21 protein-coding genes are annotated in these 24867 nt (G+C 69.0%); 17 read left to right on the plus strand and 4 right to left on the minus strand.

Annotation, left to right across the window (positions count from 1 at the left end):
• The first annotated feature begins 39 nt into the window (after nucleotides 1-39).
• The 17 genes from JM949_RS00195 to JM949_RS00275 all read left to right on the plus strand — a co-directional run bounded on the left by JM949_RS00195 (nucleotide 40) and on the right by JM949_RS00275 (nucleotide 18858).
• On the plus strand, nucleotides 40-1152 hold the full coding sequence (locus JM949_RS00195) for an AAA family ATPase (protein ID WP_203146420.1): 1113 nt from the start codon (nucleotides 40-42) through the stop codon (nucleotides 1150-1152).
• Between the two features lie 25 nt (nucleotides 1153-1177).
• Nucleotides 1178-2770 (plus strand): VWA domain-containing protein, encoded by a 1593-nt coding sequence (locus JM949_RS00200; RefSeq protein ID WP_203146421.1) that lies wholly within the window; start codon nucleotides 1178-1180, stop codon nucleotides 2768-2770.
• Nucleotides 2771-3064: 294 nt separating this feature from the next.
• Nucleotides 3065-4243, plus strand: a complete 1179-nt coding sequence (locus JM949_RS00205; RefSeq protein ID WP_203146422.1) for an FAD-dependent monooxygenase — start codon at nucleotides 3065-3067, stop codon at nucleotides 4241-4243.
• Nucleotides 4244-4305: 62 nt separating this feature from the next.
• Nucleotides 4306-4737 (plus strand): DUF3085 domain-containing protein, encoded by a 432-nt coding sequence (locus tag JM949_RS00210; RefSeq protein WP_203146423.1) that lies wholly within the window; start codon nucleotides 4306-4308, stop codon nucleotides 4735-4737.
• Nucleotides 4738-4811: 74 nt separating this feature from the next.
• Nucleotides 4812-5321, plus strand: coding sequence for a hypothetical protein (locus JM949_RS00215; protein ID WP_203146424.1), 510 nt, complete (start codon nucleotides 4812-4814; stop codon nucleotides 5319-5321).
• 176 nt (nucleotides 5322-5497) lie between these two features.
• Nucleotides 5498-6169, plus strand: a complete 672-nt coding sequence (locus JM949_RS00220; RefSeq protein WP_238432321.1) for a hypothetical protein — start codon at nucleotides 5498-5500, stop codon at nucleotides 6167-6169.
• A gap of 965 nt (nucleotides 6170-7134) precedes the next feature.
• Nucleotides 7135-9240: an ATP-binding protein gene (locus JM949_RS00225; RefSeq protein ID WP_203146426.1), complete on the plus strand. Its 2106-nt coding sequence runs from the start codon at nucleotides 7135-7137 to the stop codon at nucleotides 9238-9240.
• Nucleotides 9241-9658: 418 nt separating this feature from the next.
• On the plus strand, nucleotides 9659-9991 hold the full coding sequence (locus JM949_RS00230) for a hypothetical protein (RefSeq protein WP_203146427.1): 333 nt from the start codon (nucleotides 9659-9661) through the stop codon (nucleotides 9989-9991).
• Between the two features lie 84 nt (nucleotides 9992-10075).
• The gene (locus JM949_RS00235; protein WP_203146428.1) at nucleotides 10076-11092 is read left to right on the plus strand and encodes a hypothetical protein; all 1017 of its coding nucleotides are present in this window, start codon (nucleotides 10076-10078) and stop codon (nucleotides 11090-11092) included.
• Between the two features lie 101 nt (nucleotides 11093-11193).
• A complete protein-coding gene (locus JM949_RS00240) occupies nucleotides 11194-11793 on the plus strand; it encodes a hypothetical protein (RefSeq protein ID WP_238432322.1) in 600 nt (199 codons plus the stop codon).
• Between the two features lie 336 nt (nucleotides 11794-12129).
• The gene (locus tag JM949_RS00245; protein ID WP_203146429.1) at nucleotides 12130-12600 is read left to right on the plus strand and encodes a hypothetical protein; all 471 of its coding nucleotides are present in this window, start codon (nucleotides 12130-12132) and stop codon (nucleotides 12598-12600) included.
• A gap of 242 nt (nucleotides 12601-12842) precedes the next feature.
• A complete protein-coding gene (locus JM949_RS00250) occupies nucleotides 12843-13868 on the plus strand; it encodes a DUF4192 domain-containing protein (RefSeq protein ID WP_255545466.1) in 1026 nt (341 codons plus the stop codon).
• Nucleotides 13865-14311, plus strand: a complete 447-nt coding sequence (locus tag JM949_RS00255; RefSeq protein WP_203146431.1) for a DUF3085 domain-containing protein — start codon at nucleotides 13865-13867, stop codon at nucleotides 14309-14311. Before JM949_RS00250 ends, JM949_RS00255 begins: the two co-directional genes overlap by 4 nt.
• Before the next feature lie 544 nt (nucleotides 14312-14855).
• Nucleotides 14856-15377, plus strand: coding sequence for a hypothetical protein (locus tag JM949_RS00260; protein WP_203146432.1), 522 nt, complete (start codon nucleotides 14856-14858; stop codon nucleotides 15375-15377).
• A gap of 3 nt (nucleotides 15378-15380) precedes the next feature.
• Nucleotides 15381-16475, plus strand: coding sequence for a hypothetical protein (locus JM949_RS00265; protein ID WP_309231935.1), 1095 nt, complete (start codon nucleotides 15381-15383; stop codon nucleotides 16473-16475).
• Between the two features lie 251 nt (nucleotides 16476-16726).
• A complete protein-coding gene (locus tag JM949_RS00270; RefSeq protein WP_203146433.1) occupies nucleotides 16727-17845 on the plus strand; it encodes a hypothetical protein in 1119 nt (372 codons plus the stop codon).
• A gap of 47 nt (nucleotides 17846-17892) precedes the next feature.
• Nucleotides 17893-18858 (plus strand): HAD domain-containing protein, encoded by a 966-nt coding sequence (locus JM949_RS00275; RefSeq protein WP_309231936.1) that lies wholly within the window; start codon nucleotides 17893-17895, stop codon nucleotides 18856-18858.
• A 914-nt stretch (nucleotides 18859-19772) separates the two neighbouring features.
• Here JM949_RS00275 and JM949_RS00280 read toward each other — a convergent pair.
• From JM949_RS00280 to JM949_RS00295, 4 genes are read right to left on the minus strand one after another with little or no spacing between them, the layout of a single operon-like run.
• Nucleotides 19773-20828 carry a DUF2637 domain-containing protein gene (locus tag JM949_RS00280; protein ID WP_407664671.1) on the minus strand — a complete coding sequence of 352 codons (1056 nt, stop codon included), beginning with the start codon at nucleotides 20826-20828 and terminating at the stop codon, nucleotides 19773-19775.
• Entirely contained in the window at nucleotides 20825-23917 is a 3093-nt protein-coding gene (locus tag JM949_RS00285; RefSeq protein ID WP_203146435.1) for a BTAD domain-containing putative transcriptional regulator, read from the minus strand. The genes JM949_RS00280 and JM949_RS00285 overlap by 4 nt, the downstream gene beginning before the upstream one ends.
• Nucleotides 23914-24396: a pilus assembly protein TadG-related protein gene (locus tag JM949_RS00290; protein WP_203146436.1), complete on the minus strand. Its 483-nt coding sequence runs from the start codon at nucleotides 24394-24396 to the stop codon at nucleotides 23914-23916. Before JM949_RS00290 ends, JM949_RS00285 begins: the two co-directional genes overlap by 4 nt.
• Entirely contained in the window at nucleotides 24393-24770 is a 378-nt protein-coding gene (locus JM949_RS00295) for a TadE family protein (RefSeq protein ID WP_238432323.1), read from the minus strand. The genes JM949_RS00290 and JM949_RS00295 overlap by 4 nt, the downstream gene beginning before the upstream one ends.
• Between the last annotated feature and the right edge of the window lie 97 nt (nucleotides 24771-24867).

Below are 24867 nucleotides of genomic sequence, written 5' to 3' on the forward strand. Positions count from 1 at the left end.
CGGGTGCGCGGGCCCATCCCCTGACCCAGGAGGACCCGCATGGATCCCACAGCTTCAGCCGCCACCGCGCCCACCACGGGCGGTGGCAAGCGACCGGGCTATCTGTACCACATGGTCGCCGCGTACCTCAGCTCCCACCCGGACCAAGTCTTTACGGTCGGGGAGATCACCAAGGCTCTGTCCGTGCCGTCAACTGGCGCGGTCTTCGAGGCGCTCAAGAAGATGGCCAAGGCCGGGTACGCCACCCACCAGACGAACCCGCACCGCTTTCAGGTCACCCAAGCCGGCATCGACGCTGCGGGCACGATGCCACCGCCCGCCCCGCACACCCCCCGCCAGGGCCGCGGGACAAGCCGCCGACAGCCGGTCACCCGCCCCAACGGAGACCTGTACTTCCCGCGCAAACTCGCCGGGGCCACCGACGTGGACGTGCTGCGCCGGCTGCGCGACAAACGCATCCCGGTCCTGCTCTACGGCCCGCCCGGCACCGGCAAGACCGCCCTCGTCGAGGCCGCCTTCCCCGACCTGCTCACCGTCGCCGGCACGGGCGACACCGTCGTCGAGGACTTCCTCGGCAACTTCATCCCCCTACCCGACGGCGGCTTCGAGTTCATCTATGGACCCCTCGTCGCCGCCATGCGCGAGGGCCGGGCGCTGCTGGTTGACGACGCCACCCTCATCGCGCCGAAGGTTCTGGCCGTGCTCTACCCGGCCATGGACGGCCGCCGCGTCATCAGCATCCCCGGGTACCGCAACGAACGCGTCGAGGCCACCGAAGGGTTCTACGTCATCGCCGGACACAACCCCGGCGTGCACGGGGCGATCCTCACCGAGGCGCTCGCGTCCCGGTTCGACGTGCATATCGAGGTCACCACCGACTGGGACCTCGCCCGCCACCTCGGCGTTCCCCGACCCGCCGTCGAGGCCGCGATAACCCTGAACACCGACCTCGCCGCCGGCCGCGTCGGCTGGGCGCCGCAACTGCGCGAACTGCTCGGCTTCACCCGGGTCACCAAGACCCTCGGGTCCGCGGCCGCAGTCTCCAACCTCGTCGGCCGTGCCCCCATCGACGACCGCGAGCAGGTCCTCGCCGCCCTCAAGGCGCAGTTCGGTGCCGAGATCACACCGCTGACCCTCGGCAAACAGCGCTGACCCCTCAATCGAAAGGACCAGCTCGATGCCCAACCCGTCCACCCACCGGCGCTCCGGCTCCGGCACGTCACCGGCCAACACCTCGGGCTGGAGTGCCTGGAGCGACGCCTGGACCCGGCACGTCCCGATCCTGACCGGCCGCGAAGACCTGAGCGTCACCGTCGCCCCCGACGCCGCAGGCGGCGCCGCGGCCTGCTTCTACCCCGACGCCCGCCGCATCGAGATCGACGCCACCCACATCGGCGACCCCGACATCACCGACCCATACCGCGCCGGACACAAACGCCTCGTACCCACCGCCTACGGCCTGCTCGTGCACGAAGCCGCCCACGCCACCCACAGCCTGTGGACGACACCCCCGAACACCCCGCCGGTCGTGGCCGCCGTCGCCGACATGCTCGAAGAGTCTCGCGTCGAGAATCGGCAACGCGGCAGGCGCCGCGGGGACCGCAAGTGGCTGCGCCACACCATCACCACCCTGCTCGATCCCGGCGACGCGCCTGTCGACGACGCCTGGCACGCCGGCAACCTCGCCGCCTTACTCCTGGCCCGCGTGGATGCCCGCATCGTCACCGCCAAGGACATCAAGGGCGTACGCGCTGCCGTCACCGCCGTCCTGGGCCGCAAGCGGCTGTGGCAGTTGCGTGACGTGTGGCGCGAAGCCCATCGGGTCGACGACGACGACGCCGCCTCGATGATCGGCCTGGCGTGGCGGTGGTGTCACATCCTCGGCATCGACCCCCTTCGGCGGCCGACGCCACCCGAGGTTGACCCCGGCGAGTTCGCCGGCCAGCTCGCCCAAGCCCTCGCTGACTACCTCGCCCGCGCAACCGGTCAGACCGTAACTGAGTACAACGCGAGCAGGAAACGGTACTCAGCTCAGGCGGGGTGGATACACCGCGAGCCCACCGAGATGGAGCGCGCTGCCGCTCGGCACCTCGCCGCGCGGCTACGCCGCGCCCGTACCCACCAAGCCGAACCCGACAAGCGACTCAGCCTGACACCACCCGGACGGCTGCTCACCCGCCACGCCATCACCGCCCAGGCGCAGATCGCCGCTGGCGCCATGCCCACCGCCTCACCTTGGCAGCGACGGGCCCAACTCCCACCACCGAAGCCAAACCTGAACCTGGGCATCATCGTCGACGCCTCCTTCTCGATGCTCCCCTACACCGCCCCGATGTCATCGGCGGGGTGGATCCTCGCCCACGCCGCGCGCAGCAACCAGGCCGTCACCACCATGATCGGCTTCGGCAGCGACGTCACCCTGCTCGTCCCGCCTCACCGACACCCCACCCACGTGCTCGAACTGGGCCTCGGCGGCGGCAGCACCGCGTTCACCGACGCGGTCAAACTCGCCGACCAACTCCTCCATCTGCGCCAGCCCGGACGGCTGCGCATGCTCGCCGTCGTCTCCGACGGCGAGCTACCTGACATCGACCCCGCCCAACGCCTCATCACCACCCTGCACCGTGCGGGATGTCCAGTGCTGTGGCTACGCCCCGCAGACCTGTCCGGGCACACCTTCGCTGACACCACCACCCTCCTGGTCGACGACCCGATCCAGGCAATTGAGGCCATCGCCGACGCCGCCGTCTTCGCCCTCGAACACGCCTGACAGAGCAGCTGACCGAGGCACAGAACCTCTACCGCTCATAGGAAGTCAATGGAGGCCCGCACCACCGCCGTCCATGTCTCGACGGTGCCGAGGCACCTGATCACAGGTCACCTCGGCGCCACCGACGGCGCGACGCGCCACGAAAGGCACCTCCAGCGGCGACGCACCGTCGCCGCTGCGCTCTGACACACCTCGCACGCACCAGGCCGTTGCCCGGCCAACCGCGCACCAGCGCACCCCCGGGCACGGCCGTACGGCCGTGCCCGGGTTCCCCCATGCTCGGAAGGGAATCTGATGGCACTGCCGACGCTCACACACCCGACAGGCGCATCGACACCTCGCGAAGCGAATCTGCTGACCCATCGCACGCAGCCACGCATCGCGGTAATCGGCGGATCCCTCACCGGATGCACCGCCGCGCTGCTCCTCCTGCACGCTGGCTTCGACCAGATCGCCGTGTACGAAGCCGCCCCGCACAGCGCCCCGCGCGGCGGCGGGTTGATCGGCTTGGAGCACCCCGCTCTGGACATTCTCGACCGCCTCGGCATCGGCCAGAACGAGATCGTCGCCTACACCTCCGAAACCGTCTGGCAGGTCACCGTCCGCGCCCGCCAACCCATCCACACCGCCCAGCAGGTCTATCCGGGCCGCAACACCACCTGGACGCTGCTGCACCACGCGCTGACCAGCCGCCTACCCGACGCGCTGCTGCACACCGGCCGCCGCTTCACCCGCCTCGACGTGCGCCACGGACAACCGACGCTCACCTTCGCCGACGGATCCCACGAGCCCGCGGATCTGGTCGTCTTCGCCGACGGCCGCTCGTCAGTCGGCCGCCGCCTATTCGACCCCCACCGCCGGCTGCGCTACGCCGGCTACACCGCCCACCGCGGCCAGACCACCGCAGAGAACACAACGCTGCGCGACTTCCTTCGCCTGGAACCACCGCGCTGCCAGTACAACGTCGCCCCAATTCCCGGCGGCCTGGACTGGACGTTCTACCTCCCCTGCAGTCCCACCGCCTACGCCCACCACTTCGGGGCGCCACCCGAGCGACGAGTCTTCGCCCTACCCCAGCACGTCGGACCGGCAGCCCGTACCCACGTCGACGAGCACGCCGCCCGGCTGCTGCCGGCACCCCACGCGGCGACCGTGCACGCCACCACCGAGCGCATGGCCGTGCCCGTGATGGACATCGACGCACCCACGCGCATGGCGTGGCCCGTCGGGCACGGATGGGCGGTGCTGCTCGGCGACGCCCTCGCCCCCGTCCGCCCGCATACCGCCCGCGGCGCGAACAACGGCATCGAACAAGCCGCCGGCCTGAGCGCCGCACTGACCCACCATCACCGCCACCGCGCCGACCTGTCCGCGGCGCTGCACGCCTGGCAGCGGCGGCACCTCCCCGGCGCCATCAGCGCGGTGCAGCAAGGTCCCGTCCTCGCCGCGCACCTCGGACTCAGCAACCCGTGACATCCGGCCGAACCCCGACCGGCCGGCTACTCGATCACCCAAGCAGCCAGGAAGGAAGCCTGATGGCGCTGCACCTGTACTTCGATCTCAGGGACGCTCTGCTACTGGCCGAACACGCGGTCGCCGCCGCAGAACACGTCCCGTCCTTCACCGAGCGCGAAGCCGGCACCCCCTGCCCGGGCGCGCTGGAGTGGGTCCACGACCACGGCGTCTACCTCATGTCCAACGGCCTGCCCCGACTCAAAGACCCCGACCGGCCCGACGCCAATTTGACCGTCTATGCGGACGGCTGGAATCCCGACACCGACGGCCACCGCTACGACCCCGACCTCGGCGGAGACGACTTCGTCGAGCACCTGCACCTCACCGAGGTGCCCACACCGCTGATCGACGAGCTGCGCGAAGCCCGTGCCGCCGGCTACGAGTGGCTGCGCCTGACCGTCCACGCCGACACCTACGACGTGAGCGTCACCCGCACCCGCCAGCACGACTGAACACCCCCAGCCGCCTGTCCCGAACCCTGTTTGGGGCTCGGGACAGGCGGGCTGCCAACAACCGGGAGAACGTCATGTCCGACAGCCCCGACACTGTCGAATCCATCCTGCGCGACGCGTGGGACAGCTTTCACCCTGGGCGCGCTGCCCCATTGGGATGGCTCACGCACACCACCGCGCGCATCCACGAATACCTCCGGACCCAGCAACCCGCCCCGATCCCACCCACGCCGCCCACCGCCATCGACGAACAGCTGGCGCGGCTGCTCCGACGGGTCTGGCACACCCTGCGCGACGCGACCGTCAATAACCGCCTCACCCCGGACGCGGCCGAGGCGATCCTGCACTCCCTGGACCTGCCCGGGCTACCACGACGCTGGCAGGTCGGCCTCACCCTGCCGCTAACGATGGACGTGCTCGCTGTCGACCGAGATGGCGCCTTCGAAGCCGCCGAGGACGCCATACACGCCGCGCTTGACGGTGGCGAGAACGACACCCGCCTCGAGTGGGAACCCGTCATCCGCGACGGCGCGACCGCCGGAGACGTCGATGCCACCGCGGACGCGCCCGAACTTCCGACGTGACGTCCCCACAGGTCCGTCACCGCTCTCACGTTCAAAGGAACCCTGCTGTGATCTCAGAACTGATACGCACTCACACCGGCCACACCATCGCCGACGACACGCTCGCCGCCGCCCGCACCCGAGGCGGATCACTCGCAGCGACCGCCTCGGCGATCACCGACGCTTGCCACGCCCTCATGGCCACCGAAGCCGACCTCGCCACAAGCGTCGACGCGATCAGCGGGCACCTCAGCCAGATACGCCGTGCCGTCACCGGAGGACCGAGCACCTCATATGTCACCCGCCACCGCCTCGTCGCCCTGCAGCAGCTCGGGCCCCGCTGCGACGGACTGACCGCGCAATGGGCCTCTCAGATCACTCACCTACGCGCCGTGGTCCGCATCTGGCTAGCCCACCAATCGCATCAAGGCGCACCCTCCGACAGCACCATCAAGGACTTCGCCACCGGAATCATCATCCTGATCGACAACGACATCAGTGAAGGCGTCCTGCCCCTCGGTGTCGGCTCTTTCTCCGACCTGCACTCCTACCTCGACGCCAACGACTACCTCTACGCCGAAGGCGTCCCCTACGGCACGGAAGCCGCCAGCGAGATCACCGTCGCCGTGCAGGACCTCGTCGAGGCTCGCCTGCGAACGCCCGGCCGACCGTTCTGCACCTACGGAGCCTGCACCTTCGCCGATCACGACCACACCACCTTGCACAGCCCCGACGGCGCCGACCTTCCTGCGATACAACCCATGCACTGTCAGCACTGCGGTCGGCCCGCCCACTACGACTCGCGCCTTGACGACTACCGGCACGACGACCCCGCCGCGCCCGACTGCTTCCTCATCCACCGCGCCTAGGTCGCCTTAAAACGCCAGAGCGCAATACGCCGGTCAAGGAAACGTTCAAGAGACTTCGACGTGCAATCGCGGCCCAGTCAGCCGCCGGGCCCAACGGCGACTTGACTGTCCATGATTTCCAGGGCTTGATCGTGCGGAATTGATCGCTTGCCGACTAAGAGCAAGTTGCGACATTAGCGGATTGGAGCAGTTTATGGGTGATCCAATGGCAGGCGTGGTCTTGGCCTACCGCACTCTGGCTGCGGCTCTTAAGAAAGCGGCAGACGACATCGAATTGCGAAGGGGGGCGCACAGCGATCTGCAGGCCGCAATCGAGCAACTCCCCGAGCTGACGGACGCAATGCTTGACGAGTTGTTCGCGGCTAAGGCCCGGCGTGCGAATCCGAGGTTGGGGCCCGTGCAACGGGAAATTCTGAAAATCCCTGGGTTGAAGGGCCTTCCTGGAATGTCAAACGCCGAGATTAGGAAGGTTGTCGGCCGCACCGAGGGCAGTGTGCATGCGGCTATGCATGCCCTCGAAAGGCGGGGTTTGGTGACGTCAGTTGACGGAAGGCCGCGACGTTGGCAGCTTGTGGAAAAACTCGGCTAAAGCTGCCTGCCTTCGTCCATGTAGTGGGGTGGCCGCTCCGACGGGCTCGACGGCGGGTTTCCCTGCCGCTGGTCTGGACGGCGACCGCTGCGTCGACGCCGATCCTGAGAGGGCAGCCCCAACTATTCCGTACCGCCACGAGTTACCCGCCAACGTCGACGACGTCCTGCTGGGGGTGCTGGTCGACGAGTCGTCGCTGAGCGGGAGGTAGCAAACCGCGCCAGGCTGCCACCAGCGACGCCACTTCTTCGACGTCTCCCTGCGGGTCCCAGCGATTGCCGGGCTTTAGCGGCGAACGAGTCACCAGTACCTATCCCGACATTCCCGATCCGCGACCGAACCCGGTCGCGGATTTCGCTATTTCCGGAGGAAATTCGTGTCCGACATCAACAGCGCCATCGGCGTCTCACGCGCCGGAGCAGACCCGTCCGCAAGCGGGGCCGCGGCTAATACCGACAGCTTGGCCTACCCCATCTCACCGGAGTACGTGAAGTCGTGGACGCCCGTGCGGGCGGTGTCCGAACTGATTGCCAACGCGATCGACGAAGACCCGAACGCCCAGGTCAGCTGGACCGACGGGGTCCTGACCATCGCCGACGAGGGCCCCGGCATCCCCGAAGAAGGGCTGATCCTGGGTGTCTCCACCAAGACCAACGAGCAGATCGGCCAATTCGGCGAAGGGAAAAAACTCGCCTGCCTCGTACTGGCCCGCTCTCCGGAGATCGGCGCCGTGCGCTGCGAGACCGTCGGCTACGGCTTCATTCCCGCCGTCGAGCGTCGCAAGCTGCTCGGCGGGCTGATCCCCTCCCGCTCTCAGCAGGGCAGCGAGGTCCTCGTCTACCGATTCCACCCCAACACCCGCACCGGCGGCACCGTCTTCACCGTCGAGTGCCCCCGAAAGCTGGCAGAGGAGGCCATCGGACGTTTCCGCGCCCTGGCCGAGCCTAGCTACCGGCCGCCGCAGGCACCCGGGGTGTGCGTGCGCGACGAAGATCCGGGACGGGTGTGGATTGGCGGGGTGCTGGTCACCCGCATGTCCGGCTTCCTTGCCTCCTACGACCTGTCCCTGGACCACAAGGCGCTGCAAAACCGGGACCGGACCGTGGTGGAGGCCGGCGCGTTGCGCACCGCAGTGCGCGACATCCTCGCCGGCAGCGAAGACCCGCAGATCATTGAGTTGTTCGCTCGCCACGTGCTCGATGGCGGGAAACTCCGGGAACAGGAACAGTTCTTCGGCGATGTGAGGATGCCCCGCCCCCGCGCTGCGTGGCGTTCCTGGGGCCGCACCCACCTGCCGGAGCGGGCGTACTACACCTCACCGGGCGGTGAGGAAGCCGCTCTCTATCTCAAGGACAAGGGCTACACCGAGCTGCTCGCCGCCGGTCTCAGTGGACACCAACAGCTGGCCGTCATGGGCCTGCTGGGTGTGGAGGCGGCCAGAGCCAGCCAGACTCGCCACGTCGTCCGTAATGCCAACAGGACCAGCTGGGTCGCGCGGAAGGCACTGACCGACGCGGAACGCACCCTGTTGAACGAATGCTGCGAGTTGGTGCGGCGCGCGATTGGCCCGTTCGCGCTCGACCGGGTGAAGGTGTACGACCAGAGCGATGAGTCGCCGTGCTCCCGGGGCTTCTACCGACCGCTGACCGGAGACGTGGCCATCCACCGCGACCAGCTCACCGACCGGCACCGGACGCTGCGGGTGTTGCTGCACGAGGCCGCGCACCGGGTCGGGCATCGCGGCGGCGGCCACTGGCCGGCGATCCCTGACTACCATGACCGCAGCCGTGGATTCGAGCACATGCTCGAAGACTTCGCCGCCCGGCTGCTCGGTCTACTGGCCGACGGCAGCGGGCTACCGCAGATCGATACCGCCGCCGCGGTCCCCGACGACCAGGGCCGGAACTCGAAGGCCGACGGTCCGGGCGGGCGGGGCCGCAACTGGCGGGCCGACGACCCGGGCGTGCCCGCCGTACGCCGCGAACTGGCGCACCTGCTCCTCGACCAACTCCCGAATGCGCTCACCGCCGGCGGCTTCCGCACCGCCACAGAGCTGGTGGCCTCCACCGCGGTGTATCCCGGCTACTGGCGCCTCCTGACAAATCCTCGCCCGGTCGGCTACCGCTCGTATCGCGGAGACCATGCCGGCGACTACGACAAGGTTGCCCTGCTCGCCGAGGCGACCGGCCTGCACCCGCCAGTGGTATGGCTGGGCTACCACCTGTGCGAAGGCCCCATCCGAGGGCGCCGCAGCGAGACCTGGCGTCGGCCTGGACCGTGGACCGCCAAAACCCGAGCCGACATCACACGAGCGTGCGCGGACCTCGACAAGCTCGGCGGCCCATACGCCGAGCAGGTCCCCGCGCTGCAGGCACTCGCCGACGGGACGATCCCCGCGCCGTTCGACGACGAGAGTTGGCACACCCCCGCCCGCACACTCCTGGCCGCCGAACGTAGCCGGCTCGGCCTGCCGACACCCTGACCCGATATCGGAGAAAACGGCGACCCGACGGCGCGGCTATCGGCCCACAGCTACACCGAACTGGATGACGCCTTGACCCCCTGATCGAACAGATCGGGGGTCGAGACCGAGATGCTGGCGCTCAAGCGCCTTCGCCGTCCCGCACGCCCCGCGCGGCGTAGCCCTGTGGATGGCTCCGCAGCCGGGCCATCAGCGCACTCTCGCCACCTCGCTTGCCCAATTCACCAACTACGGGTGCCAGTCCCACTTGTCGGTTGCGAGGCGTTTCTCGGCCGCCGCGGTGACTTGATCAATTCGTGAAGTCGAGCGTGACTGCACCTAGTCGCCGCCCCGGCGTACCCGACAGCGGCATCCCTACAACCGCTGGCCAGGGGCGGCGACCCGCTGCCGAGACGACTGCGAAAGAGGCAACTCGACCATGCCGCACCGCCGCGCCCTACCCCGCAACGTCAGTGACGTCCTGCTGTGGCTGCTCGCCGCCGATGTCGCCGACGCCCACCCACCCCGTCCCGACCGGCCGGGTCACTGCGCCAACCTGCGTTGCGTCGACGAGGTGTATCCGTGCCCACCGGCGCGTGACGCACAGCGCGCCCGCCAGGCCGCCACTCGGCCCACCCTGATCGCGCGCGGCCGGGCCCGAGTCACCGCACCGGTCGCCGCCCTGGCGACGAGGTTCACCGGCTGGTTCCGACCCACCCGACCGATCCCGCCATCGTCGCCACGGTCCATGCCGTCCCCCCGGGCGGCCTGAGCACCCAAGCACCCTGGCGGACCTCACGCGGCCCAAACCCGGCGACGCCCCGTCCCTGGGTGCCCATTTATCAAAGGAGAACAATTGAGCTTTCACACCGAGAAGACGATCGCCGGCTACGCCCGCGCGGCAGTCGACCTGCGCCTTCGTATGACCGATTACTGCCGTGGGCGATTCGCCCAGCGGTACATGCGGGCGTGGTTGGAGTCCCGCTTCGACGACGACATCGCCCACGACCTCGACCTCCATGAGACGTTCAGCCGCATCGCTCACCAACCGTGGCGCGACGGCGACCCCTACGTTCTCGCTCCGGCCATGACCGCGATCATCGCCGCCGCCGCCCAAGCGCTCGACCTGACCGGCGACATCATCAGCAGCGACACCGCGCCCAGCGACGCCGGTGTGCTGTTCCTGCCCGAACCAATTTACGAGCGCGGCCCCCACGGTGAGGTCACCTCCATTGGCGCGATCACCTGGATCAAGGCCCGCCTTCGCGACAGCGGAGGCAGCTTCTGGGCGATCTTCGGCTGGGCCGACCGCGACGACCCCCTCGACCCCTCCGCCACCCGACGCCGCAAACAGGTCGCGGCGGCCCCCGAACTCGCCGCGCAGTTCGGCCCCTACGTCCTCAACACCTTCGCCAACATCCCCATCGGCACCCCGATCCCCGCGCACGGCGAACAACCCGAAGCCGCAGACGTGGACTGGGAAACCGCGCCCGACGGCCGGTTCTGCATCGACGAGTCCGCACTGAGCATGCGGGCCGTAGCGGCGGTGCTGTACGCGTTCTGGCGCATCCAGGAACAACCCATCGCCACCGTCGCCCACCCACCCCTGGACCGGGCCGCCCGCAGGCGGGCTCTGCGCGCCAGCCTGCGCCACGACACCCGCGTGGTCATGCTTCGACGCACCCAGGCCACCGCCGAAGCCACCGGCGAGGCCAAATGGCACTACCGCGTCCGGTTCATCGTACGTGGGCACTGGCGACGCCTGACCGACGCCAACGACCAGCCCTACCGCATCTGGATCCACTCCCACATCAAGGGCCCCGACGGCGCGCCCCTGCTTCTCGGCGAAACCGTCGCCGTCCTCGCCCGCTGACCCCCACTCGAACTGATCGACGTACCGCTGCCACGCCGTGCGGCGACCACGCCGCCTCGCCTTGCAGCCGTGCCCGCTACGAGAACAGAGAGAGCGACATCATGTTGCACACCGACTACCCCTTCGACACCAACAATCGCGCCTACCAGCGGTTGCTCACCCTCGCCGGCGAACACTTCGAAGTTGTCACCTGGGAGAACGCCACTGGCCGACCCACCATGCTCACCCTGGTCGACGTCGCCAGCCACGACGCGGTCAGCCTCGCCCTGATCGACACCGCCGACGACCACCAGGCGCACGCGCTGCTCGCTGTCACCACCGACGCGGCGATGTCCCTGCACGGACCCATCGCCGGACGGACGGCAGCGGCTGACTACGCCCCCCACCTCGCCATGCACAACGCGGACATCGCCGCCACGACGCCAGCCGCCCTGCACCACCCCGACAGCATGACAATCGGGACGAGCGAGTGGCTGACCATCCCACCCGACATCGCGGCAGCCGCCCACACCGGAGCGCTCGACACCACAAGCGTCGGCTTGGTGCTGCTCGATCGCGACCGCGCCCAGATGGTTGTCGTCGGCCCCTTCTCCACCCCCGCGGACGCGCAGGCATGGCAACCCGCCACCGACGGATGGCCGCCTGTGGACCGCGTCGTCGTCGGCCTGCACCCACCTGCGTCAGAGACGGACTCACCGTAGAAGGCCGCAACTCGACGATTGGCCGCATCCGCTCAACCCCGCACCGGCCTGACTCCTCAGGCCGGTGCTCTTCGCTGCGCCAAATGACAGCCACCTGAGTCGGCACCGCCACGCCCCTGTTCACCACGGGGCGGTGCCGACCCATCGCCACACAGGCCCGGCACACCAGCCAGTCAGACCTGACGTCACGCCTGACTCGTCACCGTGGCGGCGCGCCAAACGGCGGAACGCCCTGGCAACACCTAGAGAACGGATCCCGATGCTGTCACCGATTCAACACGAAGCCGTCGTGCACTGCTTGCACGGCATAGACAGGCTCGCAGCGACAACGCACCCGTGGCCCGGGCCAGTCGTGTTCGGCTGGCTCCGAGAGACCTCACTGCCCGATCACCCCGACCCGACCCGAGCGCCCGCGCCGTCGATGTCGTCCCGCTGCTTGTCGACCCGCAGCGATGGCACAACGAACCGGACGGGCCGGTCGCGGCCCTGCGCGAGGTCGCCACCGAGGCGCACCACCCCGACCACCAGGCAGCCATCGCCTTACAGGCCGGCACCCGCGACTACCAGCAACGCGTTCTGGCCTACCTGTTCATGTACCCGAGGATTGTCGAGCACGAGAGCGACGCACCCACCGAAGTGCGGTGCATCGACGCGGTCGCCACCGACGGCACGATCTATGTGCTCACCCGCATGCCGGACACCGACACGGGTCTCCTCGCGACCATCGACGACCCGGGCGACAACCCGGTCATTGACCTGCTGCGGCAGATGATGACCCTCACATACCCCGATGGCTCCAACCTCTGACAGCCCCTCACCAATTCCAAGCCACTGACGGGCCTGCCAGAGCCCGAGTCGTGGCCCACTGCACGCAAACCGCGTCAACCCTGGGGCACAGCGGGGACGGCAACCGAGCACATCGGCGAGGCCGCACCCGCGCCCAGCGCATGAATGGCGCGCGTCCACATCCGCACACCGGTAGGCCCCTCGGCTCAATCTCCGCCGCGGGGCCTACCGGTGTGCCTCCCCACGCCCACGAGGAGTTTCCTATGGCCCACGATCACCGACCCCATATTTCTCTGGCTTCCGTTGCTGACCTGCTTGCCGCCGTGCCGTACCTGTTCGGCTTTCATGTTGACCACAGCGTCGTCATCGCCGGATACACCGAGTCCATGCTCACCGCGGCCACCCGCGCTGACCTGCCCAAGCGTGACGAAGTCCCCTCATGGGTCGACGCCACCACATCACAGTCTCTCGCCATGCTGCGCAACGTCGGCGCCACCGCCGCGACCATCATCGGCTACGGGCCCGCTGACACGGTCACCCCGATCGTCGACATCCTCACCCCACACTTCGACCAGGCCGGAATTACCGTTCGCGACGCGTTGCGGGTCACCGACGGCCGCTACTACTCCTACCTCTGCGACGATCCAGCGTGCTGCCCCGTCGACGGGGTCCCGTTCGACGCCGTCGGCAGCGTCGTCGCCGTGAACGCGATCGTCGCGGGCCAGATGGCGCTGCCCGACCGGGCTGCTCTCGTGGCCAGCATCGCCCCCACGACCGGCGCCGCCCGCGACGCCGTCACGACAGCCACCCAGCGGGCACATGAGCGACGCGACACCCTGTTCGCTGCGGGCCGGCGGGCGGCAGTCATCCGCGCCGGAAAGAAGGCGCTCCGAGCGGCGGTCGCCCGCTACGCCGACGACCGGGTCCTCACCGACGACGAGGTGGCCTGGCTGTCCGTGCTCCTCCTCGACTACAAGGTCCGTGACGCCGCCTGGCGAACCAACGACGCCAACTCATCGGACCTCGCCTTATGGACCGACATCACCCGCCGCGTCGACCCAGCCCTCGCCGCACCACCAGCCGTCCTACTCGCCGTCATCGCCTGGCGGACAGGACTCGGCGCCCTCGCCTCCGTCGCTATCGACCGGGCATTGGACGCCGACCCCAACGACCCTCTCGCCCATCTGATCGACCACGCCCTGCGCGCCGGCATTCCACCCGCCGCCCTTGACAGCCAAGCCACCCCGACAACCTCTGCCGAGAACCCGCCATCAACCGACCAGAAATGAGCACCCTGATGGCCCTGCACCTTCAATTCAACCTGACCGAGACGCTGCGGCTGGCTGAACACGCCGTCTCCAGCACCGAGCAGGCCCAGTCCTACACAGAAACCGAGGACGGCATCGCCTGCCCTGGCGCGCTGGTCTGGATCCACGACGAGGGCGTCTACCTCATGTCCAGCGGCCTGCCGCGCCTCCACGACCCGGACCGTCCCGACTCCAACCTCCTGGTCTACGCCGACGGCTGGAACCCGAACACCGACGGCTATCGCCGCGACGTTGACCTCGGCGGCGACGACTTCGCCGAACATTTACACCTCACTGACCCGGCCGCGCCACTGATCAGAGAGCTACGCGCGGCTCACGCCGAGGGTTACCGCTGGCTGCAACTCACCGTGACCGGCACCGCCTACGAGGTGAGCGTCGCCGGTAGTTGTCAACGTCCACTCTGACCGAACCGCACGTTCGCCTCCGGCCCGCCCCTCCGAGAAAACCGGAACGGCCCCGACCCGCGTCGGGGCAGTTCCCGCATTCGGGCGTCCTATCACAGCGAAACGACGACGTCTCAGCGGGACACGACTTGCTGTCTTTATTCAAGCGAGCGTCAATTCTAACGCGATTCGCCAAGTAATCCGCCTGATGTAAGGCGCTCACGGTCAGCCTAAGTAATAGCTATGCCCGTCATCCCGTCGATGTCAGATGTGATCTTTGTCGATCGCTGCGACCTGCCTACACCGAGCTTTCCTGGGGGCCTATCTATCTCTCGCCTTACTGCTTCGCACAGTCACCGTTTTCTTCGACGGCGGCGTCCTGTGTGCGAGAGGTGCTACGAGGGCGTCCAGCGACTGCTGGCCGCCATCCCCGAACCGCCCCGCGACCCGTCACTAACGCTGGAGGGGTACCAACGACAAGCCGAGAACGCGATCCAGCCGGAATAAACAATTATTGCTCAGCCCGAGACGGCAAGTAAGCACAATGAGGAAAGGCGGACTTTCAATGAACAGCCCTGGCAACGGCATACCCGACCTAAACCGAGAGCATCTCCTGAAGCACCTGATTGGGATCGAGGCGTTCGGCGAATCTTCCGGCTGGAATCATTCGCCGGTACTCCTCGCCATCACGAACGAACCTGCGCCGGGAACGGCCGACGAGTGGCGGCTTGCCGCGAGATCAGTAGATGTACCGCGGCGGATCTGGCACGACGCCGGCCCGATCGAGGTCCTAGACGCGCTCCTCGCGCAGTTCCGGTCACCTGCCTCCCAAGCGGTGGCGGTACTTACTTCCCACGACAATCCGTACACCCGCAATGTGGGCTGGGCCTTCGTCTACATCAAGCAATCTGCGGATGGCAAGGAAGCCCGGGTCGTTGATGCGGCGGACGAGCATGGCGGCCTGTATCGGATAGCACGGCTGCGGGGCGCGGCTCCAGAGAACGAGTACGACGCCGATGGCTCAGTTTACGCGGAGACGCCAACCCACCGAATCCTTCTTCAGCTCGTTACCGCCACGCGTCTCTAATTCGTGGGTGCATACCTGCGCCTGCTGCTCCCGAAGACCGCAAAGAAAGGATCAATTACTGTGGGCCTGAGACGGGAAACAACCTACGCCGGGTACGCCCGGGCCGCCGTAAACGCGAAGACCCTCATGGCGGAGCACTGCGCCCGACAAGGCGCCGACGAGCTTGTCTCGGTGATCATGGCGGATGCCCTGACTGTCAAAGTCAACAATCACCAGTGGCAGGCACAGACGGCGACCGCGCAGAGCGCTGGCCGCACCCTTACACGGCAACTCGAAACTGCCTGGCGCATCGGGGAGCCATTCGTCGTCGCCCCAGCGATGACGGCGATCATCGCCGCCGCCGCGCAGGCCCTAGACCTGACCGATGACCTACTCACCGCCGACACCGCGCCGACTGACAGCGGCGTGCTGTTCCTCCCCGAGCCAATCTTCATCCGCTCTGCCGCCGGCACCATCCGAGGCATAGCCGCGATCACCTGGACCACGATGATCACGCCTGCCGGCAGGTCCTGGTTGATCTGCGGCTGGGCGGATCACGAGGACACCGATGATCCTCACATCGCGGCGCTGCTCGCCTCAGCGGAGTACCAGCGCAACCGGGCCACCTTCGGGCCCTACATCCTCACTGACCTGACGACCCTGCCAGTCGGCAGACCAGTGCCCGCGCTTGAACTACCTGAGACCGATGCCCCGCCCATCGACTGGCGGAGCGCGCCGGACGGCCGCACGGTGATCGACGATCGCACAGCATCCAGAGTCTGCGCCGCTATCACGTACGCGTTCTGGCGCATCCAAGCCCAACCCCTCGCCACCGTCAGCGAGTCACCGCTGCCGCGCGCAACGAGCCGCCGCGCGGCACGGTCATCGATCGTGCACAACACCCGCGTGGTCATGCTCCGTCGAACCAGCCCCGTCGGGGCAGGCGTTGACGGTGACGCGAAGTGGCACTACCGGGTGCGGTTTTTCGTCCGTGGCCACTGGCGACACCTCACCGCCAAGGACGGCACCCGGTACCGGATCTGGATCCACACCCACATCAAGGGACCGGACGGAGCCCCGCTCCTGCACGGTGAACTGGTATCCGTCCTCGGCCGGTGAGCCCTGATCAGTCGCCGCCGCGCTAGCTGAGCAATGCAGGCCCTGCCGGGCCTACCGCCCGTAGGCCCTCGGCCTAGCGCCCGCGGTTGCCCCCGCTACGGCAACGCGCCCTCGCCTTCGGTACCCGCGTCGGGGGCGCGTCCGGGCGGTCATCTAACCGCGACGCCCGCGATTCACACGCTCTTCATCTCGCCCGGTTCCCGCCACGTGGACCGGGCCACTCGCCTGACCAACGGAAGGAACACCGAACGATGACACGCAGACTATGGTGGCGGACCGACAAGATCCTGCCCTTGGCCGAGCACGCCGCCGCCACGCCCCATCACCATCAGGCCCGTCAGCAGAACCGCGCCGGATGGCCTGCTGTGCCCGCGCTGATCTGGTCCCACGACGCCGACGGCGACTGGTTGTCCTCTAATGGTGACCCCACCTGGTACAGCGCCGATGGGACCGAGTACCGCGTGCGGGCCGAGACCTGGACCCACACCGCGACCGGCACCACCGGTAACCCCCATCCCGGCGACGACGGTGACGGGTTCCTTCCTCTGCGCCTGGAACACTCCGACGGGCGCCGAACGCTGCTCGAATTGCTCCGCTTCGCCCGCGCCCACGGCCTGCAGTGGTTCGGCGTTAACCCGGTCCGAACCAGCCAAGAGGGCACCGACCGGTACGTGATCTCGCACAGCCGGGGCGATGTCCTACCCGCCAAAGCGCTATGGGTGCCGGCACTCGTCACCTGCCACAACGTAGGGGGAGGCTACTACCGGGCACTCGTCGCCGACGGATATACCGCTCTGCGCGGTGGCCTGCTGTGCCGGTTCCCGCGCCACGAGGTCGAACGCATGAGCAGGCACCTGCACAGTCTGTCGATCGGCGACATGCCCGGCGAGCACCCCGTCCTGCATACCGCCCGCGACTTCGTCAGCGTGCAGTACGAGGAGACCGCGAGCGACGAGGGCAGCCTGTGGATCGAGGACGACCGGGTGCCAGCCGACGCCGACGACCACTACGCGATCGGCGCCTACCGGTGGAAATGGTCGCCGCACGAGCCAGACGACGCCGACGGTCTTGGTCACGCCCATCGCCCCGAGGCCGACGCCGATTGGCGCGACAGGCCAGGCCTGCCCTCCATACCGCCCGGCGGGCGGCTGCTGGCGGCCGATGAGGCGGTAAGTCTCCTGGTGATGGGGAACCATTCCGAAAGTCGAGACGGCAGCCTGGCCATCGACGCCGCGCTGATCGAGGCAATTCGTCAAGGGCACATCGTCGCCTGCCTGTTTGGTGACGGCCGGGTCGCCTTCACCCGCGCGACCCAGCAGTCGGCAGGCTCAACCAGCCCAACCCGAGCCCGCGGATTCGAGGTCCGATGACCACCCCACGTACCGCTCCTGCTCTGGCCGCGAACCGGGCACGGCCGGTGGTCGCCATCGACGTCGACGGGGTACTCAACCCCGACGATCCGAGGACCGCCCGCCAGCTCGGCTACCACCCGCACCGCTACGACGGTCCCGCGCCCAGCGGTCAGCACGTCTCCGGCGAGGTGTGGCTGCACCCCGACCACGGCACCTGGCTCAGAGAACTCGCCCTCAACGCCGACCTGGTCTGGTGCACGAGCTGGGGCGCGATCGCCGCGACGTGGATCGGACCTCGACTCGGCCTGCCGGTTGACCTGCAGGTCATCGACGTCGGCCAAAGTGGCGTACGGTTCGGTCGCCAGCTCAAGCTCGCCGGTCTTTACCGAGCGATCGGCGGACGACCGGTGGCCGTTCTCGACGACACGTTCGGCGGCCGGGATGGGTCTGAGGCCGCTGACCGCACCGCGCGTGGCAAAGCCACTCTGCTAGTGCCCGTCGACGGCGTCACGGGCCTACAACGAGGTCACATCGATCAGGTCCTCAACTGGCTCAGTCGGTTGGCCATCGACGCGCAGGAGCCCTACGCGCGAGACGAGCCCAGAACCGGCCCGACTGCACCGCAGGAGAGCGACGAGGTGGGGGATGACGGCGGCGACCTCAGCATCGGCGATCCGGTGCTGCGGAAGTCGCGGCTGCTGTCCAGAAAGTGCGACACGTGCATCTTCCGTCCCGGGAACCTGATGCACCTTTCCGAGGGCCGCTTACGTGATCTGGTTGCCGAGGCTCGGCGTGACGAGGGTTTCGTCATCTGCCATGAGACGCTGCCCGGCTATCGGCGCCCCGGTGTCAAACCCGCTATTTGCCGAGGATTCGCCGACCGCTACTCCACCCAGACGCTGCAGGTGATCGAACGGCTCTTCGGGTTCCTTGAAGTCGACCCGCCCGAGAAGGACGCAACTCCGACCGACGGCACTGTGCCGACGGGGGACAGTGCCACTGGAAGCGCTGACCCCGGACCAGCTCGGTAGATCGGCGGTACCAGGCGACGGCCGCGCCCGCGCCAGGGCCTCCGACGACTGGGGCCTGTACGCGTGCCAATTCGCGGCGTACGCCTGCTGTTGGGTAGACCTGCGGTCGTGTTATTTAGGTACTCATCGATGATGGGTGGGCTGGACCGGTATCACCGCGTCCCGCCCACCCATTGTCGGGCCCATTATGCCGGTTCCGATCAAAATGCCTCGGGTAGGTTCGCCGCCTTGCCGGCCCCGATGAGTAAGAGACGTGGCCTTTTTCGTTGGACCCAGTTGGAGATGGCGGGACAAGCGACTGCTCGTGGCCGATACCCCTCCTCGTAAACGACGAGCACCACCTCTCCAGGCAGGGGCAATCCCTGGAGATTCGCCGGCACCTTTCGATGAGGCGGCAGCTTCGTGGCCTTACGGGGTGAACCTGCGGAATTGGGGCGACGTCTCGGGTGGGGTTGTCTTGTGCTCCGGCGTGCTCGAAGTCGTCTGGGTTGTTCGCTTGGTGAGGTAGGCGCTGGCGTGCGCGGCGCAACTCGTGGGCAAATCGCCGGCCGTTTGGCGAGGAGGCGCGAACACGACGTCCGGAGCTATGAGTCGGCCTCGATGGTCGCGAAGAACTTCCGAAGCTTCATGGGACATGCCCAGGTGGAGCAGTATCAACTCCGGTCGCGGGGCGTAGGCGTCCTGGTTCCGCAGCGTTGGAACGCTATCGCCTTAACGACGTCCCGGCTGACCGCGCCGACACCCCATCAGAGTCGGAGCCCTTTGCTCGCCAGTAGGTGAGGGTGGACGTGCCGGCCCGGCTCGGGGGTGTGGCCTCAGGCGGGGTGCCGCCTGTCGGGCGGCTGGGAGCCGAGCTTGTGGCTGCCCTGCCTGCCGGCGCCGCAGCGGCGAGAGTGTTCGAACTCTTCTTCCTGTCAGTGGCGGAGGCTGTCGGCGGGGTGTCCGTTGTCGTTCGGCATTGGCGGTGACCAGTACCGGTAGACGGTGCGCTCCGATTTCCCGATGCGGGCGGCGATGTCCGCGGGCGGTAGCTCCGGGTCGCGGCGGCGCCAGTAGGCGACTGCGGCTGCGGTGTCAGCCGGTACGTTGTCTGTTCGCTCGTCACCCGCCGGTGCGGTCGGCTCGATGCTGCTGACGCTCGGCGACGAGGTCTGCGGCGGCGTGAGGCCGCCTACGTCGCCGAGGTTCGCGTCTGTCTCGGGTTTGGGCGCGCAGTTGTCCAGCGTAGCGACTGCTCTCTCCTGGTGCGGGCCGTTGTCGTCGTGCGGGCGATGCCGAGGGGTGGATGAGGTGCTGGCGCTGTCGGCGTCCGGTTCGGCTGTGATGGGTGCAGCGGCGTGTGAGGGCATCGCCGATACGGTGCTGGGGCGGTCGAGTCGGGCCGGGGCGTTGGTGGTTGCCGTGTCGGATGCGCGAGCCACAGGCCGCGCATCGCTCGGTGCTGCGGGCGCTGCTGCGGATGCGTTGATGGGCGGCGACGGCGTGTGTGTGGGCGCGGGTGGCGATGGTGGGGGCATGGTGGTTCGGATCTTGGCGGTGATTTCGACGAGGCTGACACTGGCCACGATGACGAGCCCGTCGACGGAGATGGGCAGCAGGTACGCCCCGCCGTGCTCGGTCTCGCCGTAGCGGGCCGCAACCCCGGCAAGATGCCAGTAGCTCACCCAGGTCGCGATGGCGGCGATGACCGAGGTTGCCGCGATGCGGATCGCGCCGAGCAGACGCCGGTGGTGGGGCACCCGCGAGATCAACTCTACGGTGAGCAGGAGCGCCAGTGGTGGCCACGCGGCGATGATTTGGCTGATCGGATTCGGGCGGGCGTGTAAGACGTTCGCGGCCACCGACGCGGCGACGCCGAGGACGAGAGTTGCCCGTACCGCCCACCGCAGCCTGCGTAGCTGCTTGTCGTCGGTGGTCCCGGCGGCGACTGGTGTTCCCGGACCGCTGGCCAGATGAGACGCGCTGCTCACACCGACGGCCGACCGTCGGAGGAGCGTGGGCCGCGCCGTGAGCGCACTTCGGCGATGAGACGGTCGGCGAGGGTGAGTGTGTCGTCGGTGGGCTCGGCGTCGATCTCGCTAAGTCGTTGGGTCAGGGTCCGGCGCAGCAAACGGATGCCGTCGAGGTCACCGAGGGCGGCGTGGGCGCGCATCGCCTGTTGATACAGCTCCTCGTTGTAGGGGTGGTGGGGCAGGGCGGTGTCGTAGACGGCGGCCTGCTGCTCGGGCTGGTCGGCGAGTTCCTCGATCAGTGCGGAAACGGCGTCGAGGGCTTCGCGTTGCACGGCGTGCCGGTGAGGTTCGAGCCACTCGTAGTCGCAGCCTTCGGCCAGGGGCCGGTAGTCCTCGACGGCGCGGCGCAGAGCCTGGGCCCGGTCGGCTCGACCGTCGGTGGCGCGCAGCGCGGCGCGCAGTCGCCACAGGTCGATGTCGAAGGAGTCGGGGTTGAGCTGGTAGCGGTGGTGGGGGCGGGTGAGGTAGGTGCCGGGCCCAGCGTGTTGGCGCAGCACGGCGCGCAGGTCGGAGACGTAGGTGTGCAGGCGGTGTGTGGCTTTGCTGGTGGGGGCGTCGGGCAGGAGGTCTTCGAGGATTGCTTCGGCGGCGGCGTCGCCGTCGCACACGGCGAGGTACACGAGGAGCTCCATGGACTTGGCGCGCAGCGCGCGTGGATGGTTGGCGCCGAGGATGGCCGGCGGGCCGAGCACCGTCACCTCGACCCGGCTACGCGGCGCTGCCGCTGGGCCAGCGCCGGACGCCTCGTCTTCGCGCGGCCCGGATGACGACGCGATGTCGTGGGACATGGTGTCGGCGTCCGCGGCAGCGGGCCCGTCAGAACCTTCCGGCGCTGCGCTGTCCTCGGGGACGGGCTGCTGGGCGGTCGGTGCGCTGACGGCGTCAGTGTGCGGTGCCGACGACGTCCCCGAGCCGTGTTCGTCGGGGTCGACGGACTCCTGGTCGGTGCTGTCACCGGCCGTGTCCGAGGCGTCCGCTACCGCGGTGGGGGCGGGGGCCGCCGCTGTCGCGGGCCCGAGCTTAGGTGGCGTCTCGATGGGTGCGGGTTCCGGCATCTGGCCGGTGTGGGACTCCGCGAGGGTCGCGAGCACGTCGACGGTTTCGGTGGGGTCAAGGATGGCGAGGCGGCCGACGTCGGCGGGATGGGGGCCGTGGCGGGCGTCGCCGTCGGCGCGGGTGACGGTGCCGTCGGCGGCGACGACGGCGGTGTCGCCGTCGGGCCATGCGCCGAGGAGTACGCCGTGGATGTCCAGGCGTTGGCCTTGGGCGAGGAGCGCGGCGATGCGGGCGCGTTCGTGGCGGCCGGTCGCGTCGGCGAGCAGCATCACCGGCGCCAGGGGTTCTTCGAAGGGATCGGCGGCGCGCAGTTCGGCGATGGTGTCGACTTCGTGGTGGTAGGCCAGCCGGGTGCGGTGCAGGGTTTGTTCCTCGAGGATTTCCAGGGCGTCGTCGAGGTCCGCGGTGACGGTGAGTCGAGGGGTGTGGGGCAGATTGACGGCGGCGGCGCCAAGCAGGGTCGCGGCGGTGGTCGCGGGGATGACCACTTGGGTGCGGGCGTCGGGGTGTTCCGCCGCGCCGGCGGCGAGGGCGGCGGTGAGGAAGCCGCGGGCGGCGGCGTCTGCGCCGGGCCCGGTGAGGCCCAGGCCGGCCGCAGGCCACACGGCCGACAGGGGGTGGGCGAGTGCCGGTGCCACCGGCCCGCTGTCGGGGGCGTCGTCAATAGCGGTGGCGGCCTGCGCGGGGCTGGCTTCATGGACGGCGTCGGCGTCGTCGGTGAGGACATCGTCGGTCCGAGGTGACCGGCCGTTGTCTTCATCGGCTGGGCTGTCGGGGGGTGGGGCGTCGGTTGGGGTCGCCGCGTCGCGCAGGCCACGCCGGATCTGGCGGACCACGCGGGGCATGGGCGCCAGATCGGGGTCCGTCACAGGGCGCTGGACCGGCGGTTTGCGGGCGCGGTATCGGCGCTGCCGGTGTGCCCACACGATGGCCACCGCGGCGGCGATGGCGAGCGCCAGCCCACCATCGATCCAGCTGCCGGTCGGCAGCGGCACACCGTGGCCGGGGCGGGCGCTCCGGCTGCTGTCGGAGGTGGGGTTGGCGGCGGTGGCATCGCCGGTGGGGGTCGAGGCCGTACCGGTGGGTGTCGGGATGGCAGTCGGCGCGCTCGGGACGGGAACCTGCGGAGCGGTGCTCGCCGACGGCTCCTCGGCCGGTGGGACGTCGAGTGTGGTCTCTGGTGCCGGCGTGCGCGGCGCGGGCGGCGTGGGGGTTGAGGGCCGGGGTTGCTGCCCGGCGGGCGGGGTGGCGTCGGCGGGCAGGTCCAGCGCCCAGCCCGGGTAGATCACGTTCGGGTTGCGCAGGGTGCCGCCGACGTCGGCGAAGTGGGTGCCCCTGTTGAGGGCGAAGATTTCCGGCCAGCGGTTCGCGTCGCCGAGCCACTGCTCGGCGATCTTCGACAGGGTGTCGCCGCGCTTGACGGTGTGCACGTACTCGCGGCCGTTCGCGACGAGGGTGACCTCGCCGTGGGTCAGCGTCCGATCCGGCGTCGCGGCTGCCTGCGATACCTGGGTGCTGGTGGTGCCGGGGAGAGACTCGCGGTGCGCGACAGCCGCCGTGGCCGCGGCGACGCCGGAGGCACCCGGGTGGGCGTGGGCGGGACCAGTCAGGGGCGGGGTGGCGGCTTGCGCGGCGGTGGCCAGCACCCCGCCGGTGATCATGGCGATGAGTAGCGCGGCGAGGCCACGACCAGGGTTCAGGACACGGGGCTGAGGCAGTCTTCGGCCGGTGAGAGCGGCGGCGAGTTCGGCGAGCACCGACCAGGTGAACGAGGCCCAGGCCGCCCAGAGCAGGGCGGTCAGGACCGCGCCGATCATCTCGTCGGTCAGCGGGCTAGTCAGCGCGGTGGTGACGGTGTCCCAGGTAGGCGGCTGGTCGGGCAGCGGCGGGTCGAGGTAGCGCAGCAGCGCGTACGGCACGCCAGCGAGCAGCAGCGCCAGCGTCGCTCCGCCGACCGCGCGGCGGGCGACCTTTGACAGTGTCGCGATCACAGGGGCACCTCCCCAGGCGTAGGCATGATCTGGGCTTCGGTGGCGGTGGTGACGCCGGTGGCGGGCGTGGCGGTGGCGGTGGCGGATACCGGGATGTCGGTGATGCCGACGAGGTGCAGGAGTTGGGTGCGGTGGCCAGTGGTGACCGTGACGGTGACCTGCTCGGTGGTGGCCGACACGGTGCCTGCCTGGCCGGCTTGGGTGAGGAAGGTTCTGGCGGCGGTGCTTGCTGCGGCGGGGTCGAGCTGTACCGCGCCGGTCGTGCGGTGCAGAGTCAGGTCGATCTCGTCGGCACCGGCGCGGGCGGCGGCCTGGGCGGTGTCGTAAGCGGACACCTTGGTGGCCATGGCCATGCCCTGGTCGAAGACAAGGCCGGCGAGGATGAGCACGATCAGGGTTCCCACGACAGTCCATGGGGTGATCTGTCCTCGGTCGTCGCGACGAACCGGACGTGCCCTAGCGGGGAGGCGGGTGGTCACGGCTGGCTCCGGTACGCGTCTAGGGGCTGGCGGGAGGTGGTGGAGATGGTTACCGCCCCGGGCAGTCCCAGGCCGTATAGGTCTTCCAGCCGCACGCTGCAGGCCACGGTCGCGCTGACCTGTCCGCCGGGCGAGAACGAGCCGGCATCGATGGTGACCGTCGCGGGCTGGCAGGTGAGGCCGCGTCCGGTCAGGGTGAGCGACGCGGCGTCGTCGCCGGTGAGTCGGGCCTCGGCGGGCGTGGAGGCTAGGGATGCCTGCCGTGCCGCTGCCGCGGCGGCGGAGCGCACGTCGATCGCGGCCGACGCCAGCCGCAGGCACGCCACGACGGCGAGGATCGCCATGACCATCAGCGGGATGTAGCCGAGGGCCATCTCGACGCTGACCGACCCTGCGTCCGAGGGTAGGGCCGCGCGGCGTCGACGGTGTGAGCGGGCATGGTGGTGAGTGTTTCGCTTGGTCACCGCGCTG

This window comes from Micromonospora tarensis, from assembly GCF_016803395.1.
GTDB classification, from domain to species: domain Bacteria; phylum Actinomycetota; class Actinomycetes; order Mycobacteriales; family Micromonosporaceae; genus Micromonospora; species Micromonospora tarensis.

Bases quoted from the DNA above. Each gene is read 5' to 3' on its own strand.
- JM949_RS00195 (WP_203146420.1), top strand. From the start codon at position 40: ATGGATCCCACAGCTTCAGCCGCCACCGCGCCCACCACGGGCGGTGGC.
- JM949_RS00200 (WP_203146421.1), top strand. From the start codon at position 1,178: ATGCCCAACCCGTCCACCCACCGGCGCTCCGGCTCCGGCACGTCACCG.
- JM949_RS00205 (WP_203146422.1), top strand. From the start codon at position 3,065: ATGGCACTGCCGACGCTCACACACCCGACAGGCGCATCGACACCTCGC.
- JM949_RS00210 (WP_203146423.1), top strand. From the start codon at position 4,306: ATGGCGCTGCACCTGTACTTCGATCTCAGGGACGCTCTGCTACTGGCC.
- JM949_RS00215 (WP_203146424.1), top strand. From the start codon at position 4,812: ATGTCCGACAGCCCCGACACTGTCGAATCCATCCTGCGCGACGCGTGG.
- JM949_RS00220 (WP_238432321.1), top strand. From the start codon at position 5,498: ATGGCCACCGAAGCCGACCTCGCCACAAGCGTCGACGCGATCAGCGGG.
- JM949_RS00230 (WP_203146427.1), top strand. From the start codon at position 9,659: ATGCCGCACCGCCGCGCCCTACCCCGCAACGTCAGTGACGTCCTGCTG.
- JM949_RS00240 (WP_238432322.1), top strand. From the start codon at position 11,194: ATGTTGCACACCGACTACCCCTTCGACACCAACAATCGCGCCTACCAG.
- JM949_RS00250 (WP_255545466.1), top strand. From the start codon at position 12,843: ATGGCCCACGATCACCGACCCCATATTTCTCTGGCTTCCGTTGCTGAC.
- JM949_RS00255 (WP_203146431.1), top strand. From the start codon at position 13,865: ATGAGCACCCTGATGGCCCTGCACCTTCAATTCAACCTGACCGAGACG.
- JM949_RS00260 (WP_203146432.1), top strand. From the start codon at position 14,856: ATGAACAGCCCTGGCAACGGCATACCCGACCTAAACCGAGAGCATCTC.
- JM949_RS00270 (WP_203146433.1), top strand. From the start codon at position 16,727: ATGACACGCAGACTATGGTGGCGGACCGACAAGATCCTGCCCTTGGCC.
- JM949_RS00295 (WP_238432323.1), bottom strand. From the start codon at position 24,770: ATGGCCCTCGGCTACATCCCGCTGATGGTCATGGCGATCCTCGCCGTC.